General features: G+C 43.6%; 11 protein-coding genes and 1 pseudogene. 7 read left to right on the top strand and 5 right to left on the bottom strand.

What is annotated here, in order from left to right; all coding sequences use genetic code 11:
* Positions 1–7 precede the first annotated feature (7 nt).
* From gcvT to MUCPA_RS15015, 5 genes are read right to left on the bottom strand one after another with little or no spacing between them, the layout of a single operon-like run.
* Complete coding sequence (gcvT, locus tag MUCPA_RS15035) at positions 8–1,087, bottom strand: glycine cleavage system aminomethyltransferase GcvT (RefSeq protein WP_008507485.1); 1,080 nt, start codon at positions 1,085–1,087, stop codon at positions 8–10.
* Positions 1,088–1,133: 46 nt separating this feature from the next.
* The gene (locus tag MUCPA_RS15030; protein ID WP_008507484.1) at positions 1,134–2,336 is read right to left on the bottom strand and encodes a glycosyltransferase family 4 protein; all 1,203 of its coding nucleotides are present in this window, start codon (positions 2,334–2,336) and stop codon (positions 1,134–1,136) included.
* A 58-nt stretch (positions 2,337–2,394) separates the two neighbouring features.
* On the bottom strand, positions 2,395–2,991 hold the full coding sequence (locus MUCPA_RS15025) for a ribonuclease HII (RefSeq protein WP_008507482.1): 597 nt from the start codon (positions 2,989–2,991) through the stop codon (positions 2,395–2,397).
* A 4-nt stretch (positions 2,992–2,995) separates the two neighbouring features.
* Positions 2,996–4,237 (bottom strand): PP2C family protein-serine/threonine phosphatase, encoded by a 1,242-nt coding sequence (locus MUCPA_RS15020; RefSeq protein ID WP_008507480.1) that lies wholly within the window; start codon positions 4,235–4,237, stop codon positions 2,996–2,998.
* A 33-nt stretch (positions 4,238–4,270) separates the two neighbouring features.
* Entirely contained in the window at positions 4,271–5,476 is a 1,206-nt protein-coding gene (locus MUCPA_RS15015; protein WP_008507478.1) for an ABC transporter permease, read from the bottom strand.
* Between the two features lie 186 nt (positions 5,477–5,662).
* Between MUCPA_RS15015 and MUCPA_RS15010 the strand changes: the two genes are divergently transcribed.
* The 7 genes and pseudogenes from MUCPA_RS15010 to MUCPA_RS14980 all read left to right on the top strand — a co-directional run bounded on the left by MUCPA_RS15010 (position 5,663) and on the right by MUCPA_RS14980 (position 14,939).
* Positions 5,663–8,527 (top strand): M16 family metallopeptidase, encoded by a 2,865-nt coding sequence (locus tag MUCPA_RS15010; protein ID WP_008507477.1) that lies wholly within the window; start codon positions 5,663–5,665, stop codon positions 8,525–8,527.
* A gap of 111 nt (positions 8,528–8,638) precedes the next feature.
* Positions 8,639–11,377, top strand: a complete 2,739-nt coding sequence (locus MUCPA_RS15005; RefSeq protein WP_008507476.1) for a ligase-associated DNA damage response DEXH box helicase — start codon at positions 8,639–8,641, stop codon at positions 11,375–11,377.
* A 750-nt stretch (positions 11,378–12,127) separates the two neighbouring features.
* Positions 12,128–13,081: an Rpn family recombination-promoting nuclease/putative transposase gene (locus tag MUCPA_RS15000; protein WP_008507471.1), complete on the top strand. Its 954-nt coding sequence runs from the start codon at positions 12,128–12,130 to the stop codon at positions 13,079–13,081.
* A gap of 23 nt (positions 13,082–13,104) precedes the next feature.
* Positions 13,105–13,326, top strand: a pseudogene (locus MUCPA_RS14995) (Rpn family recombination-promoting nuclease/putative transposase); the annotation flags it as partial.
* A gap of 42 nt (positions 13,327–13,368) precedes the next feature.
* Complete coding sequence (locus tag MUCPA_RS14990) at positions 13,369–13,638, top strand: hypothetical protein (RefSeq protein ID WP_008507469.1); 270 nt, start codon at positions 13,369–13,371, stop codon at positions 13,636–13,638.
* A gap of 69 nt (positions 13,639–13,707) precedes the next feature.
* Positions 13,708–14,418 carry a YjjG family noncanonical pyrimidine nucleotidase gene (locus MUCPA_RS14985; protein WP_008507468.1) on the top strand — a complete coding sequence of 237 codons (711 nt, stop codon included), beginning with the start codon at positions 13,708–13,710 and terminating at the stop codon, positions 14,416–14,418.
* Positions 14,415–14,939 carry a DinB family protein gene (locus MUCPA_RS14980; protein ID WP_008507467.1) on the top strand — a complete coding sequence of 175 codons (525 nt, stop codon included), beginning with the start codon at positions 14,415–14,417 and terminating at the stop codon, positions 14,937–14,939. Before MUCPA_RS14985 ends, MUCPA_RS14980 begins: the two co-directional genes overlap by 4 nt.
* Position 14,940: the final 1 nt, after the last annotated feature.

Here is a 14,940-nt window from a genome sequence, read left to right as displayed (position 1 = left end):
GAGTATGTTATTTATAAAAAGGAGGTTTGGCAACCTTCGCCTTTATTTGATTATCGCGTATTTTGATATAGATCTCGGTACCTTCCTTAGCAAATTCAGTATTTACATAGCCCATGCCGATTGGTTTCTGTAATGATGGCGATTGTGTTCCGGAGGTTACTTTACCTATGGTATTACCATCGGCATCGGTTATTTCATAATCATGGCGCGGTATACCGCGATCAATCATTTCAATACCTACCAGTCTGCGGCTCACACCGGCTTGTTTTTGTGCCTGTAAGGCGGCCGAATTGGTAAACTCTTTATTAAATTTGGTAACCCAGCCCAGTCCGGCTTCCAGTGGCGATGTAGTATCATCGATGTCATTGCCGTATAAGCAAAAGCCCATCTCTAAGCGCAGGGTATCACGTGCACCTAAACCTATCGGTTTAATACCGAAAGGTTCGCCTGCCTTAAAAATCGCCTTCCATATCTCTTCGGCATACTCATTATCAAAGTACACCTCAAAGCCGCCTGCCCCGGTATATCCGGTGGCTGATACCAATACATTATCAACACCGGCAAATTTACCTTTGCTAAAAGTATAGTATTCCATTGATGCCAGGTCAAGGTCGGTAAGGCTTTGCAAGGCTTCGGCCGCTTTAGGGCCCTGGATGGCCAGTAAAGAAGTGCGGTCGGATATGTTTTTCATATCAACGCCAAAGGTGTTGTATTTGGATATCCAATCCCAATCCTTTTCGATGTTAGACGCGTTTACCACCAGCATGTAGGTTTTAGCATCAACACGGTACACCAGCAAATCATCAACAATGCCGCCATCCTCATTAGGCAAGCATGAATATTGTACTTTGCCATCGTACAGCTTAGAAGCATCGTTGCTGGTTACCTTTTGAATCAGGTCCAGGGCGTGGTCTCCCTTCAGGATAAATTCGCCCATGTGGCTTACGTCAAAAACGCCTACTGCTTTACGTACGGTTTCGTGCTCGGCGTTTATACCTGCATATTGTACAGGCATGTTATAACCTGCAAAGGGCACCATTTTAGCGCCTAAATTAATGTGTGTATCGGTTAAAGCAGTATTCTTCATGAAAGTGTTGTAATTATGCCGCAAAAGTAACAAAATTGGGCGGAAATCAGCTTTGCAGAAGTTGCTGATAAAATTTTATAAATTGAACGGTAACCACATTAGTATCATGCTGTTGCTCAATCAATCGGCGGGCATTTAAACCTATCCGCCTGCAAAATTCTTCGTCGCCAATGCAATGTTTAATGGCATCATAAAATTCCTGGCGGTCGTCAGCAATTAAAATATGATAACCATTCTGGTAATTTAAGCCTTCGGCGCCAAGCGTTGTGGTGATAATGCATTTCTGCATAGCCATGCCTTCAACTATTTTAACCCGCATGCCGCCGCCAGATAGCAGGGGCACTACCATGATTGATTTACTATTTACAAATTCGAGCGCGTCGTCCACTTCACCCTGGATAAATATTTTCCCCATCACTTCATAGTCGTCAAACGATTCGGGCGTGTTACGGCCGCCCACGTAAAACTTTACTCGTAGATCGCCATCGGTAATGTCTCTTGAAAAATTATCCAGGAACCATTCAACACCTTCCCGGTTAGGCATCCAATCCAGGGCGCCCAAAAAAAACAAGCTCGGAAATTCCGTTTTACTATAGTCGGGCTTGTATCGCGACAGATCAATCCCCACCGGCAATACCTGGATAGGCACCTTAGTTTGGTATTGGAGCATCAGTTGCTTATCCTGTTCGGTTAAGGTAGCTATAGCATCAAAATTATTCAGGTATTTTAATTCGTACCTTTTAATGCGTTTTGCGAGCAGGTTTAAATATGTTTTTTTTATCGGATCGCTCTTTTGTTCGGCCAGGCGCTGCCATATCAGGTGTTCGATATTATGTGCACGATACACCAGCTTGGCTGTACTATTCTTGCGGATGGCCGGCAGATAAGCCGACATAAACAGGCCCTCAAACTGGATGATATCGTATTCCTCGTTCTTCAATTCGGTAAGTAGCAGGCGTTCAAAGCCGATGTCGTAAAAGCGGTCAACGTTGTAGGTGCGGCGGCCCAGCAGGTTCAGGATAAACTCCCACGCAGAGATGCTGATATTGATGTCGTAAGTTTGATAACGGATCTTACGGATCAAATCGTCATCATCTTCTAAACTGATGCGGTGCTTTTTATTGTTTAATGTAAAAACGGTTACATCGTGCCCCTCATTCACTAAGCCCAAAATCGTATTGCGTACCACAATAGGGTAGCCGCCATTTTGTGGAAAGGGAACACGATTACTAAGTATTAATATCTTCACAAGGTTTATTGCCGCGTAAACAAAAATACCAAGCCGGATGGGCTAATCAAAGCAATATTTAAAATAAAGCCAGTTGAGGATCAGTTACCCGGAATGTACGGCGATGATATGGCGTATAACCTAATTCCACCACCATATTACGGTGCTTGATGGTTGGATATCCTTTGTTGGTATGCCAGTCGTACTCGGGATGCTCCAGCGCAATTTTCTTCATATAATCGTCCCGGTATGTTTTGGCTAAAATAGACGCGGCCGCTATACTAAAATATTTTCCATCGCCCTGAATGATACAATGGTGGGGTATTGCCCTATATTTATTAAAACGGTTGCCATCAATAATCAGCAATTCCGGTGCAATATGCAGCTGGTCGATAGCGCGGTGCATGGCCAAAAACGATGCATTTAAAATATTGATCTCGTCTATCTCTTCATTATCAACGGATGCTACAGCAAAGGCTACGGCCTTTTGCTCAATCTCAGCACGTAACTCATAACGTGTTTGTTCGTCAATCTGCTTGGAGTCGTTCAATAGCCCGTGCTCAAAATCGGGCGGTAAAATTACCGCGGCAGCAAATACGGGGCCTGCAAGGCAGCCGCGGCCGGCTTCGTCACACCCGGCTTCGAGTAATTCATATTGAAATCTGGCTAAAAGCATCTTACTAAAAAATACGTAAAGTTAACAACGTAATATCATCTATCTGTTTCGATTTCACCCTCGAGCTCAATTCATTCAATAATTTCTGGTTAAACTTATCGGGGCTGAGCTCGCCGTTCGCTATCAGTATATCCATTAATATATCTTCGTTCCAGATAGCAACATCAGCCGGTTCGTAATCCAGCAGCCCATCAGTGTAATTTACGATTAACGATCCGGGCTCCACATCTATTTCCCCCTGGTTAATAAACGGCAATGTTTCAAAAGCGCCTATCATGGTGGTACCCAGCTTAAGCTGGATGGCTTCGCCGCTTGAATAAAGCAACGAAGGGTTATGCCCCGCGTTAATAAAATTTAAACGTCTGGTTTCCTCATTATATTTTGCCAGGAATAAAGTAATAAATTTTTCGCCCTTGGTTATCTTGATCACAATTTGATTAAGCCGTTCAACAATATTGGTCAAATCATCCTCAACAGTGGCCCAGGCGCGCAAACTGGCCTGGAAATTAGCCATCAGCAATGCAGCCGATATTCCTTTACCGGATACATCGGCAATGCACCACATAAATTCCTTATCGTTCAGGCGGATAAAATCAAAGTAATCGCCGCCAATATTTTGATGCGGCAGATAACGCGCGCCAATTTCAACGCCTGTTTCTTTATGGAGCCTGATGGGGATCAGCATATTTTGCACCTCTACGGCCAGTTCCATCTCACGCTGAAAGCGTTCCGCTTCTATACGCTCTCTAAAAAGTTTTTTATTTTCAAGCGCCACCACAATCACGTTCATAATCGTTTGGATGAAATTGAGATCATTACTGATCATTTCATCCGTGGTATTATAATCGCCTATCAGCGCGAAGGCTAACAGCTTACTCTTATGATGGATGGGGATAAAATAATCATAACCCGCCAATACCGGATCCTTATGCGATGATAGTTTGGCCGGAAGTTTAAACTTGCTTAACTTATTACTTGATTTAAACAGGGCCGAGTTGGACTCAAATTCGCCGCCGTATTTTGACACACAATAATAGCTGCCAAATTTTTCTATCATAAAGCGAAGTTTACCTACGTTAAGGTAACTTTTCAAAATAACTTCGAGCATGCCTATCAATACCTGTGTAGAGGTATTTTTATTGATGGCCCTGGTTACTTCGAGCAACGAATTTAATTCCGACTGCCGTTTAAGCAGCAGCCTGATCAGTTCGTCTTCACCATTATTTTTGTTGTCGAAACTTTGCATTAAGTAGATGTGATAACTAAAGTACAAAAATAACTATATCCGCACATTTTCCGATTTAATATCAAATGCGTCGCGCAGGCCTATGGTAACCAGGTTAAAAGCATATACCATCAGCATAATGGCCAATCCGGGTAATATGGCCAGGTAGGCATCGTCCATAATAATGTATCCATAATGTTCCTTGATCATCCCTCCCCAGGTAGGTGTTGGTGGCTGGGCGCCAAAGCCCAGGAAACTTAAACCGGCTTCCAGCAGGATGGCCGAGGCAAAGTTTGATGATGCCAGCACCAGGATAGGCCCTACAATATTAGGTAATATATGCCTGCGGATGATGCGGTAATTATTAAAGCCTAAGGCGTGCGCGGCTTCTACAAATTCAAATTGCTTAATGCTCATTACCTGCCCGCGTACCAGGCGGGCCACATCAACCCACATGGATATGCCTACTGCTATGTAAATTTGCCACAGGCCTTTACCTAAAGCAAACGAAATAGCAATAACCAGCAGTAAAGCAGGCAGGGCCCACAAAACATTCATAACCCAGCTCAGGGCATCGTCAATCCGACCACCATAATATCCGGCTGTGGCACCTATAAACACACCCAGAAATAAGCTGATGATAACGGCTACCAAACCAACCGACAACGAAATACGTGCTCCTAAAATAACGCGGCTCAATAGGTCGCGCCCATAAAGATCGGTGCCGAACCAGTATTTTTTTTGAATAATTTGCTGCCGTACCTGCTCGCGAAAGCGTTTACGTAGAGCTTCGCTTGCCGCTTTATCTACCCTTATCCCGTTCGGGGTTATCATAACACCCTGGCTATCCCTGGTAACTTTGCGGCCCAAAACCACTTCGTAAATATTAAAGGAAACTTTCTCTGGTTTATCTTCGCTGCCGATGTATTGATCAACCTCAATCGAATCCTTATCGAAACGATAGCCGGTAATGGGTACGCTGCGATAAGCATCAACCTGGCCGAAAAGCATTTTACTGAAAAAGTTAACTTTTTCAACATTCTCGGCCTTGCGTATACGCAATAAAGTGAACTGCGCGCCTGGCTTTTTGATGCTCAACTGCAACAACATGTTATTGGCTTGGGGGCTGGAATCGGGCGTAATTAAATACCCCAACACAGCTGCTAAAACAGATAAAACAATAAATAGTAATCCGGCCAACGCTAACTTGTTGCGTTTAAAACTTTTCCATAAACGGTGCCGTGGCGAACTGTCTGTCAACTTTGTATTTTTAGCTTCTGGCTAAATATCGCTCATTTAAGGTAATAATCAATGTTTATTTAAAAAATGGCCGGTAGTTAACCGGGATATTGTAAAAAACACATTGCTCTTATTTAAATAAATTTCATTTTGTTGTAACTAAGATGTTCGTTTTGCATCTTTAGATAAAAAATCACATTCAATTTTATGAAATTAAATTACCGGTTATCATTGGCTATCTTACTTGCCTTAAGTATAGCCACAAACGGCGGCTTCGCGCAGGTTAAGCCCAAGCCTGCTACATCACCCAGGAGCAAGCCCATACCAGCTAAAAATCAGCTAAGCGCTAATGCACTGCCTGTCGATCCGGCGGTAATTATCGGCAAGCTGCCTAACGGCTTAACTTATTATATCCGCAAGAACGTGCAACCCAAAAACAGGGCCGACCTGTACCTCGTTAATAAAGCAGGCTCTGTATTGGAAACCGATGAACAACAAGGCCTTGCCCACTTTACCGAGCACATGGCATTTAATGGCACCAGGGATTTCCCCAAAAACGAATTGGTGAACTACCTGCAAAAATCGGGTATAAAATTTGGCGCCGACCTAAATGCTTACACCTCATTTGATGAAACCGTTTATCAATTGCCTTTACCTACCGACAGCGTTAAAATATTTGAAAAAGGATTTGACATTCTGTCTAATTGGGCAGGCATGGTGAGTTTTGATACCGACGAAATTAACAGCGAGCGTGGCGTAGTTTTGGAAGAGGAGCGCCTTCGCGGAAAGAACGCACAAGAAAGGATGTCGAAATTAACTTTTCCAGTTCTTTTAAATAATTCAAGATATGCGGTGCGTTTACCTATCGGTAAAGAAGAAATTCTGAAAAATTTTAAGCCCGAAACTATTAAAAGCTTTTACCATGATTGGTATCGCCCCGATCTGCAAGCGGTTATAGCCGTTGGCGACTTTGACCCTAAAAGGGTAGAGCAACTGATTAAGGCAAACTTTTCTGAATTAAAGAATCCGGCCGGCGAAAAGCCCCGTACAAAATATAACATCCCGCCAAGTGTGGGCACGGCGGTTAAAATAGTAACCGATAAGGAGCAACCGTATACGCTTGTTCAAATTATAGTAAAACATCCGGGCAGTGCGGTTAAAACCCAGGGCGCATACTTAAACGCTATCCGTAACATCCTGTTCAACAATATGCTCAGTTCGCGCTTAGGCGAGTTAACTCAAAAAGCAGATCCGCCGTTGTTATACGCCGGTGCCAGCTATGGCGACTTTTTAGGCAACCTGAACGCCTTTACCACCGTTGCCGTTGCCAAACCCGGCGAACTGGAAAAAGCAGTTAAAGCCGCGGTTGCCGAAACTGAACGCGCGCGCAAATTTGGTTTTACCCAAACCGAACTCGACCGTGCCAAACTATCGGTAATGACCGGCATAGAAAGCGCCTGGAAAGAAAAAGACAAAACCGAATCGGTTAATTTTGTGAACGAATACCAGGCCAACTTTTTAAAGGGCGAGGCCATACCGGGTATTGATTATGAATACGATTTCTACAAAAAGAATATCGGCCAGATCAAGTTAAGCGAGATCAACGCCCTGGCTGGCAAATTTATTAGCGACCAAAACCGCGACGTTATTTTAGAGGCTCCTGAAAAGGAAAAAGATAAATTGCCAAACGAAGCCACCCTGTTAAGCTGGATAAGCGAGGCATCAAAAAACATTAGCGCTTATGTGGATAATGTAAGCAATAAACCCCTGTTAGAGAAAATTCCAACTGGTACCAAGGTAGTAGCCGAACAAAAGGATGCTGCCATAGGCACTACAACACTTACTTTTGGCAATGGTGTAAAAGCAATTTTAAAACCAACGGATTTTAAAAACGACCAGATACTGATCAATAGCTTCAGCTTTGGCGGCACATCACTGGTAACAGATGCCGACTATATATCCGCAAGCCTTGCCGCTAACGTGATCAACAGCAGCGGTATTGCCGATATTGACGAAATAAAGCTGGATAAAATGCTGACGGGTAAAAACGTGGGCGTATCGCCGTTTATTAACGAAACAACACAGGGTGTTAACGGTAGCGCTTCTCCAAAAGATTTTGAAACCGCCCTGCAACTGGTTTATCTTTATTATACCCAGCCCCGCAAGGATAACGATATTTGGCAATCAACACTAACACAAATCAAATCGTCGTTGGTTAACCGGGGGCTTGATCCTAACAGCGTTTTCCAGGATACCATTGCAGCCGTAATAAGCAATCACAATTACCGCCGCATGGCCATGACTCCCGAAAAGCTGGCCACTGCTAATCTGGATAAAGCTTATTCCTTTTATCGCGACCGGTTTGCTGATGCCAGCGCGACAACCTTTGTAATAACAGGCAGCTTTGCTATTGAAAAAATAAAACCGTTATTGGAGCAATATTTAGGCGGACTGCCCGCTACCAACAGCCACCAAACTTATAAAAATTTAGGCATACATGCCCCCGCCGGACAAATTACCAAAACAGTATATAAAGGTATAGGCGATAAAGGTACCGTGCAGTTAATTTTTAGCGGAGATTACGTTTACAACGAAGCCAACAATATTCAATTGGATGCTTTGGGCGAAGTTTTGCAGATTAAATTAATTGAGCGCCTGCGCGAAAAGGAAAGCGGCGTTTATTCGCCTGGTGTAAGGGTTGCCTATTCTAAAATTCCATTGAGCCGTTATAGCATTTCGGTTTACTTTGGCTGTGCGCCGGCTAATGTAGATAAACTGATAACAGCTACTATGGAAGAGATAGCCAAGATCAAACAAAACGGCGCCGAGCAAACCGACATTCAAAAGTTTGTTGCCGAAGATAAACGGAGTACCGAAGTGCAATTAAAGGAAAACGGTTTTTGGGCCGGACACCTGAGCCAGACGGCGATGTACCAGGAAAACCCTGATGCCGTTTTAGATCATAACAAAAACCTGGATCAGGTTACCGTAGCTACCACCAAAGAAACGGCTAACAAATATTTAAGCGGCGACAACCTGATTAAATTTATTTTATTGCCTGAGAAAAAATAACAATCAATTTGCCTGCAAAAAGTTTATTAGTCAAATCAAAGTCCCGTTTTAATAGCGGGACTTTTTTATTTTGGTTAGATACAAGCAAATTATTCTTTACATTGTATGTTAATGATGCGCACTCCAGGACAGCAAATTATCCACCAATGGTTTCTTGATAAAAATTGGGAACAGTTTGCCTTTCAGCGTGAGATGGAGGAGGTTTACCTCTCCGGAAATTCGGGCCTGCTTAACGCACCTACCGGAAGCGGTAAAACGTTTGCCATGTTTCTGCCTTTTTTAGAGGAATATATTAACCGCCACCCCACCGATTATAAAACCTGGCAAAATAATGGTTTGCTGATGCTTTGGATAACACCCTTACGGGCCCTCACTAACGATATCCGCAAGGCCATGCAATCCGCATGCGACGACCTGGGCATCCCCTGGAAAATTGCCACCCGTACCGGCGATACCTCCGCCGCCGAAAAACAGGCCCTTCGTAAAAAACTCCCGGAAGTACTGCTAACAACTCCGGAGAGTTTGCACCTGATGCTGGCCCAAAAGGATTATCCCAACCTGTTTAAAAACCTGCAAGTAGTTGTTATTGATGAGTGGCATGAGCTATTAGGCACCAAGCGCGGCGTACAGGTTGAACTGGGTTTATCAAGGTTGAAGGGATTGAGGGATGAGTGGGGAGTCTTTCGTCCGGAGTCCGGAGTTCGGAGCCCTGAGTCTGGAGGTTTGAGTCTGGAGCCGGGAGTTCAGGGTCCTGAGCCAGGAACGGAGAACTGGTGGGATAGGCCCGACCACAATTCAAAAACTAAAGAACAAAATAGCAATAGCATAGTTGAACTATCGCCTTCCAATAAAAATCCCCAACTCCCCACTCAAGACTCAAGACTCCCGGCTCCGGACTCAAGACTAAAAATATGGGGTATCAGCGCCACTATCGGCAACCTGGAGCAGGCCGCCGAGGTATTGCTGGGCAATAACATCCCGCCCGAGCAGATCAAAATGGTACGCGCTAAGCTGGAAAAAAAGATTGTGATAGAATCCGTTATCCCGGAGAATGTAGAAACTTACTCCTGGGCGGGGCATATCGGCGTTAAGCTGTTGCCGCAGGTAATGGAGATTGTAGCTAAAAGTAAAACCACGCTTATTTTTACCAACACCCGTTCCCAGTCGGAGATTTGGTACCATGCTATATTAGATCAATATCCGGAATATGCGGGTATTATGGCTATGCACCATGGCTCGCTGGATAACGAGATCCGAAACTGGGTAGAACAAGCTTTACATAACGAGGCGTTGAAAGTAGTGGTTTGCACATCGAGCCTTGACCTGGGTGTTGATTTCAGGCCGGTGGATACCGTAGTACAGATTGGCAGCCCCAAAGGTGTAGCCCGTTTTATGCAGCGCGCCGGGCGGAGCGGGCACCATCCGGGTGCTATCTCTAAAGCTTATTTTGTACCTACGCATTCCCTGGAATTATTGGAAGGAGCCGCGCTGAAACAAGCCCTCAAAAACGGCGTATATGAAAGCCGCGATCCGGTGATATTGGCCCTGGATGTATTGCTCCAGTATATGGTTACACTGGCCGTATCAGACGGGTTTCGCGCCGATGCGCTTTTTAAGGAGTTGAAAACTACTTTCTGCTACGCCGACCTGAAACGCAGCGAGTTTAACGAGCTGCTTGATTTTATTACCAATGGCGGCAAAACGTTGGCCCAGTACGATGAGTTTTTAAAGGTTGAAGTTGAAAACGGCTTGTATAAAGTAAATAGCCGCCGGGTAGCTATGCGCCACCGGCTAAGCATAGGCACCATTACCAGCGATGTGAGTATCCGTGTTAAATGGCTTAGCGGCGGCAGCCTGGGCACTATCGAAGAGTCGTTTATTTCGAGGCTGAAAGAGGGCGATAACTTTTGGTTTGCGGGGCGGAGCCTGGAGTTTGTACGTATTAAAGAAATGACGGCCTTTGTAAAAAAATCAAATGCAAAAAAAGGCATGATCCCAAGCTGGATGGGTGGACGGATGCCTTTGTCGTCGCAATTGTCGGCGGTATTGAGGTTTAAGCTGGACGAGGTAGCTCAGGGTATAGAGCAGGATGTAGAGGTAAAGGCCTTAAAACCCTTGTTTGAAATACAGGCCCGCGTATCGCATCTGCCGCGCAGCGACGAGTTTTTGATAGAAATTTTTGAATCGCGGGAAGGCCATCATTTATTTTTCTATCCTTTTGAAGGCAGGCTGGTGCACGAAGGGATGGCATCTTTATTGGCCTATCGTATCTCGAAAATTAAAAAATCCAGCTTCTCTATCGCCATGAACGATTATGGTTTCGAACTGCTTACCGACGATGATTTTCCGGTACGTGAAGCATTGAAAAAAGATTTATTTACCATTGATAACCTGCTGGACGATATACAGCACAGCTTGAACGCTAACGAGATGGCCAAGCGGCGTTTCCGCGATATAGCCCATATCGGAGGATTGATATTTACCGGCTATCCCGGGCAACCGGTAAAAGGGAGGCACCTGCAGGCTTCGTCGTCGTTATTATTTGATGTGTTCAGCGAATATGAGCCCAACAACCTACTGGTGCGGCAGGCTTACAACGAAGCTCTGGCTTTTCAGTTAGAAGAATTTAGGTTACGCGCGGCCTTACAGCGCATCCAAAAACAAAAAATAATTATTAAACATACAGAAAGGCCTACCCCTTTTGCCTTCCCCATCCTGGTGGATAGTTTAGGCCGGGAGAAATTCACCACCGAATCTCTTGAGGAACGGGTAGCCAAAATGGCTAAACAGTACCAATGGGACGATAAATCCGAACCGCGCAAAACTGTAAAACGGAAACGCGGATTATAATATTTATGGCTCTATTACGTTTTGTATAGGCACTAAAAATTCGATTTGTAAATCATAGGCTAAGTCAAGATTTTGCTAATGATATTTTTGGTGAAATTTCACTATTGTTTTAAGATCGTATTTTTTAATTAACTCTTGATTATCAATATTCTATATCTTCGTAAGTGACAGATTCGGCCAGCCAAAAAAATAGCAATGACGTTTTGAACCTCCATGATCTTCTCCGGTGCACAGGCAAAGTGCGCAAAGGCCAGACTGCACGCCGGGCCGGGTTTGGCTTGTGGGTGGAAGGATCGGGCAGTCTTGACTTTTTGGTTACCTTTTGTGTCAAGACAAAAGTAACAGCCCTTCGCGCGGCGATTGAGCGTGCCGATGCTCTAATTTAAGAATACTGATTGTCGGAGCAAAGATAGCACATTGATAATCAGCGCACCTAATATGATGCATACTTACCGCTTTTAAAAGATCCCTCCTCGCGTCGGGATGACATGATGGAGAGGGATTTAGTATTGACAATCAAAAACTTAACAGTACGTCATTATAAACTGTAATTTACTGGTTTATTTTTCATCAAAAAAGCAGCAAAGTAAATGGGATTTTATTCTATTACAAATTACGGCTTGGAATTCCAGCGGACAAACTATAACTATTTTACCCACGCTATTCGTCATACAGCCATATTTATCGATTAAGCGACAAATTATATAGGGGCAAACATCAAACCAAAAGGATAAATTTTATATTTGATTGATGCCTCAAAATAACACTCCAGTAACCACAAGATACATCGATCCTTTAGTTGATTTTGCGTTTAAGAAAATTTTTGGCAGCGAACCTAACAAAGATTTGCTCATTGCTTTTTTAAACGAGGTGTTCAGAGGCCGTAAGCACATCGCAGACCTGATATACAACAAGAACGAACATCCCGGCGACCTGAAAGATGAGGGCGCTGCCATATTTGATTTGTTGTGCACAGGGATAAACGGAGAGCAATTTTTAATTGAAGTGCAGCGGGGCAGGCAAGGATACTTCAAAGAACGGGCCCTGTTTTATACATCCCGCCTCATCAGTGATCAGGCTCCTAAAGGTAACCGGAAAGCATGGGGATACAACCTGACGGAAGTATATCTGATTGCCTTATTAGAGGATTTTACCTTAGAGAACGGCCCGCAACAAGAATATCTGTATGATATTTGCTTGTGTAACAGGCACACTGGCGAAATATTTTACGATAAGCTGGGTTATACCTATATAGAATTAGTTAAATTTGTAAAAAGGGAAAACGAACTGGCGACTGACTTAGACAGATGGCTATATGTGTTAAAAAACATGAGTAGCATGGATAAAATACCGGTTTACCTGCGGAAACCCATATTTGAAAAACTATTTAGCATAGCCGAATATAGTAACTTAAGCAAGGAGGAAAAAACGATGTACGATAGCAGCTTAAAATACAAATGGGACAATCAGAATGTTCTTGATTATGCGGTTAATAAGGCTCGTGAAAAGGGACGAGAAGAGGGTATTGAAGAAGGCATTGAAAAAGGTGTTGAAAGGGGGCTAAAGAAAGGTCGCGAAGAAGCACAAATCCAATTAGTTAAAAACCTTATTGCTCAAATTGGCTTATCTGATGAACAAGCCGCAAGCGCAGCTGAGCTATCTGTGGACTTAGTAAAGAAAATCCGATCGGAACTGAATAAATAGATTAACACATCCATTTTTCTTTATCTCTTTCAAACCCTGAAAAAACGATGTACGATAGCAGCTTAAAATACAAATGGGACAATCAGAATGTTCTTGATTATGCGGTTAAGGCCCGTGAAGAAGAACGCGTTAAATTAGTCAAAAATCTTATTGCTCACATTGGCTTATCTACTGAACAGGCTGCAAGTGCCGCTGAAGTATCGGTGGACCTGGTAAAAAAAATCAGATCGGAATTAAATAAATAGATTAATGCCCCTTATCTCTTAAGCCCTGTTAAGAAAAAAACGATGTACGATAGCCGCTTAAAATACAAATGGGATAATCAGAATGTTCTTGATTATGCGGTTAATAAAGCTCGTGAAGAAGGTCGCGAACAGGCTCGTGAGGAAGTACAAATCAAATTAGTGAAAAATCTCATCATTCAATTTGACTTCCCTGATGAACAAATTGCGCAAGCTATTGAAGTATCGGTTGACCTGGTAAAAAAATCCGGTCAGAAACTAACCAACAAGAGACTAACAAATAAACTTTTTCTGCCTTCGCTAATAACAGGGTAAACGCTCTGTAATTCCCGTTCAAGTTGTAGCTTTGTATCCGGCATCGTCGCCTGTTCAATAATATTAAATATGCCTTCTGCATCTTCCCTCAAATACAAGCACCTCTTTTTTGATCTTGACCATACCATCTGGGATTTTGACCGGAATGCCGAAGAAACCCTTCATGAGTTATTTGCCGTTTACAAACTGCATCAACTGGGCTTAAACTCGGCCGAGCTGTTTATCGAAACTTATACCCGTAATAATCATCAGCTTTGGGCTGATTATCATCTGGGCCGCATCAGCAAAGAAACCCTGCGCGAAACCCGGTTTAAAAAAACTTTTCTGGATCTGGGCGTTAGCCATGATGTAATACCCCTTCAGTTTGAAGACGACTATGTACGTATTTGCCCTACAAAAACCAACCTGTTCCCCGGTGCTCACGAAACATTGCAATACCTTCAGCAACGCTACCGGCTGCATTTAATATCCAACGGCTTTAAAGAATCTACCGAACTGAAGGTAATTAAAACTGATATAGGCCGGTATTTTGACAATGTGATCATATCCGAAGTAGTGGGCGTTAATAAACCGGATAAAGCAATTTTTGAACACGCGCTTAAACTGGGCGGTGCACAAAAACACGAAAGTTTAATGATTGGCGACAGCATTGAGGCCGATATACGGGGTGCACAAGGCTTCGGCATGGATGCCATTTATTTTAACCCCATGGGGCTGGATAAACCGGCCGACGTACCGATACAAATAACCCATTTAAATGAATTAGCTTTGTTATTATGAGTATAGCCGCCGATAAAAAACTGATTGAAGATACGCTGAAAGAATATCGCCGCCGTTTGGATACCATTCCCGACGATCAATTTAATGCAATGCCACCGGGTGGCGGATGGTCATACGGCGAGGTGTATTCGCATATTTTACAGGCTGATCTCGGCTCGTTGATCGCCATTGAAAAATGCACCAACGGAACCGGTAAGGTAGACAACAAAAGGCTCGGGTGGTTTGCCATGCTCATTTTTTTTGCCGGTCGTTTTCCACCATTTAAAATCAAAGCTCCTGCCAAAATAGAGGCCGCAGTTAACAATATAGGTAAAGAAGAGGCCCGTAATCTCATCATCAAATTAAAAAACCGCATGGATCAGTTAATTCCTGTTATTAACAAGTCATCCAGCTTTAGCAAAATAAAGCATCCGCGGCTGGGTTTGCTCAATGCAAAACAGTGGTTTAAGTTTATTGGCATTCATACCAAACACCATTTAAAGCAATTGGAGCGCATTGAAAAAAAAATTAAGTCGGCTTGAA

The organism is Mucilaginibacter paludis DSM 18603, assembly GCF_000166195.2.
Taxonomy (GTDB): Bacteria; Bacteroidota; Bacteroidia; order Sphingobacteriales; family Sphingobacteriaceae; genus Mucilaginibacter; species Mucilaginibacter paludis.
The sequence above is the reverse complement of the archived record's forward strand: the minus strand, read 5'-3'. Positions and strand labels throughout refer to the sequence as shown.

What these genes read in the sequence shown, in the direction of transcription:
- gcvT (WP_008507485.1), bottom strand. Translation starts at nt 1,087, where the DNA reads ATGAAGAATACTGCTTTAACCGATACACACATTAATTTAGGCGCTAAA.
- MUCPA_RS15025 (WP_008507482.1), bottom strand. Translation starts at nt 2,991, where the DNA reads ATGCTTTTAGCCAGATTTCAATATGAATTACTCGAAGCCGGGTGTGAC.
- MUCPA_RS15020 (WP_008507480.1), bottom strand. Translation starts at nt 4,237, where the DNA reads ATGCAAAGTTTCGACAACAAAAATAATGGTGAAGACGAACTGATCAGG.
- MUCPA_RS15010 (WP_008507477.1), top strand. Translation starts at nt 5,663, where the DNA reads ATGAAATTAAATTACCGGTTATCATTGGCTATCTTACTTGCCTTAAGT.
- MUCPA_RS15005 (WP_008507476.1), top strand. Translation starts at nt 8,639, where the DNA reads ATGATGCGCACTCCAGGACAGCAAATTATCCACCAATGGTTTCTTGAT.
- MUCPA_RS15000 (WP_008507471.1), top strand. Translation starts at nt 12,128, where the DNA reads ATGCCTCAAAATAACACTCCAGTAACCACAAGATACATCGATCCTTTA.
- MUCPA_RS14990 (WP_008507469.1), top strand. Translation starts at nt 13,369, where the DNA reads ATGTACGATAGCCGCTTAAAATACAAATGGGATAATCAGAATGTTCTT.
- MUCPA_RS14985 (WP_008507468.1), top strand. Translation starts at nt 13,708, where the DNA reads ATGCCTTCTGCATCTTCCCTCAAATACAAGCACCTCTTTTTTGATCTT.
- MUCPA_RS14980 (WP_008507467.1), top strand. Translation starts at nt 14,415, where the DNA reads ATGAGTATAGCCGCCGATAAAAAACTGATTGAAGATACGCTGAAAGAA.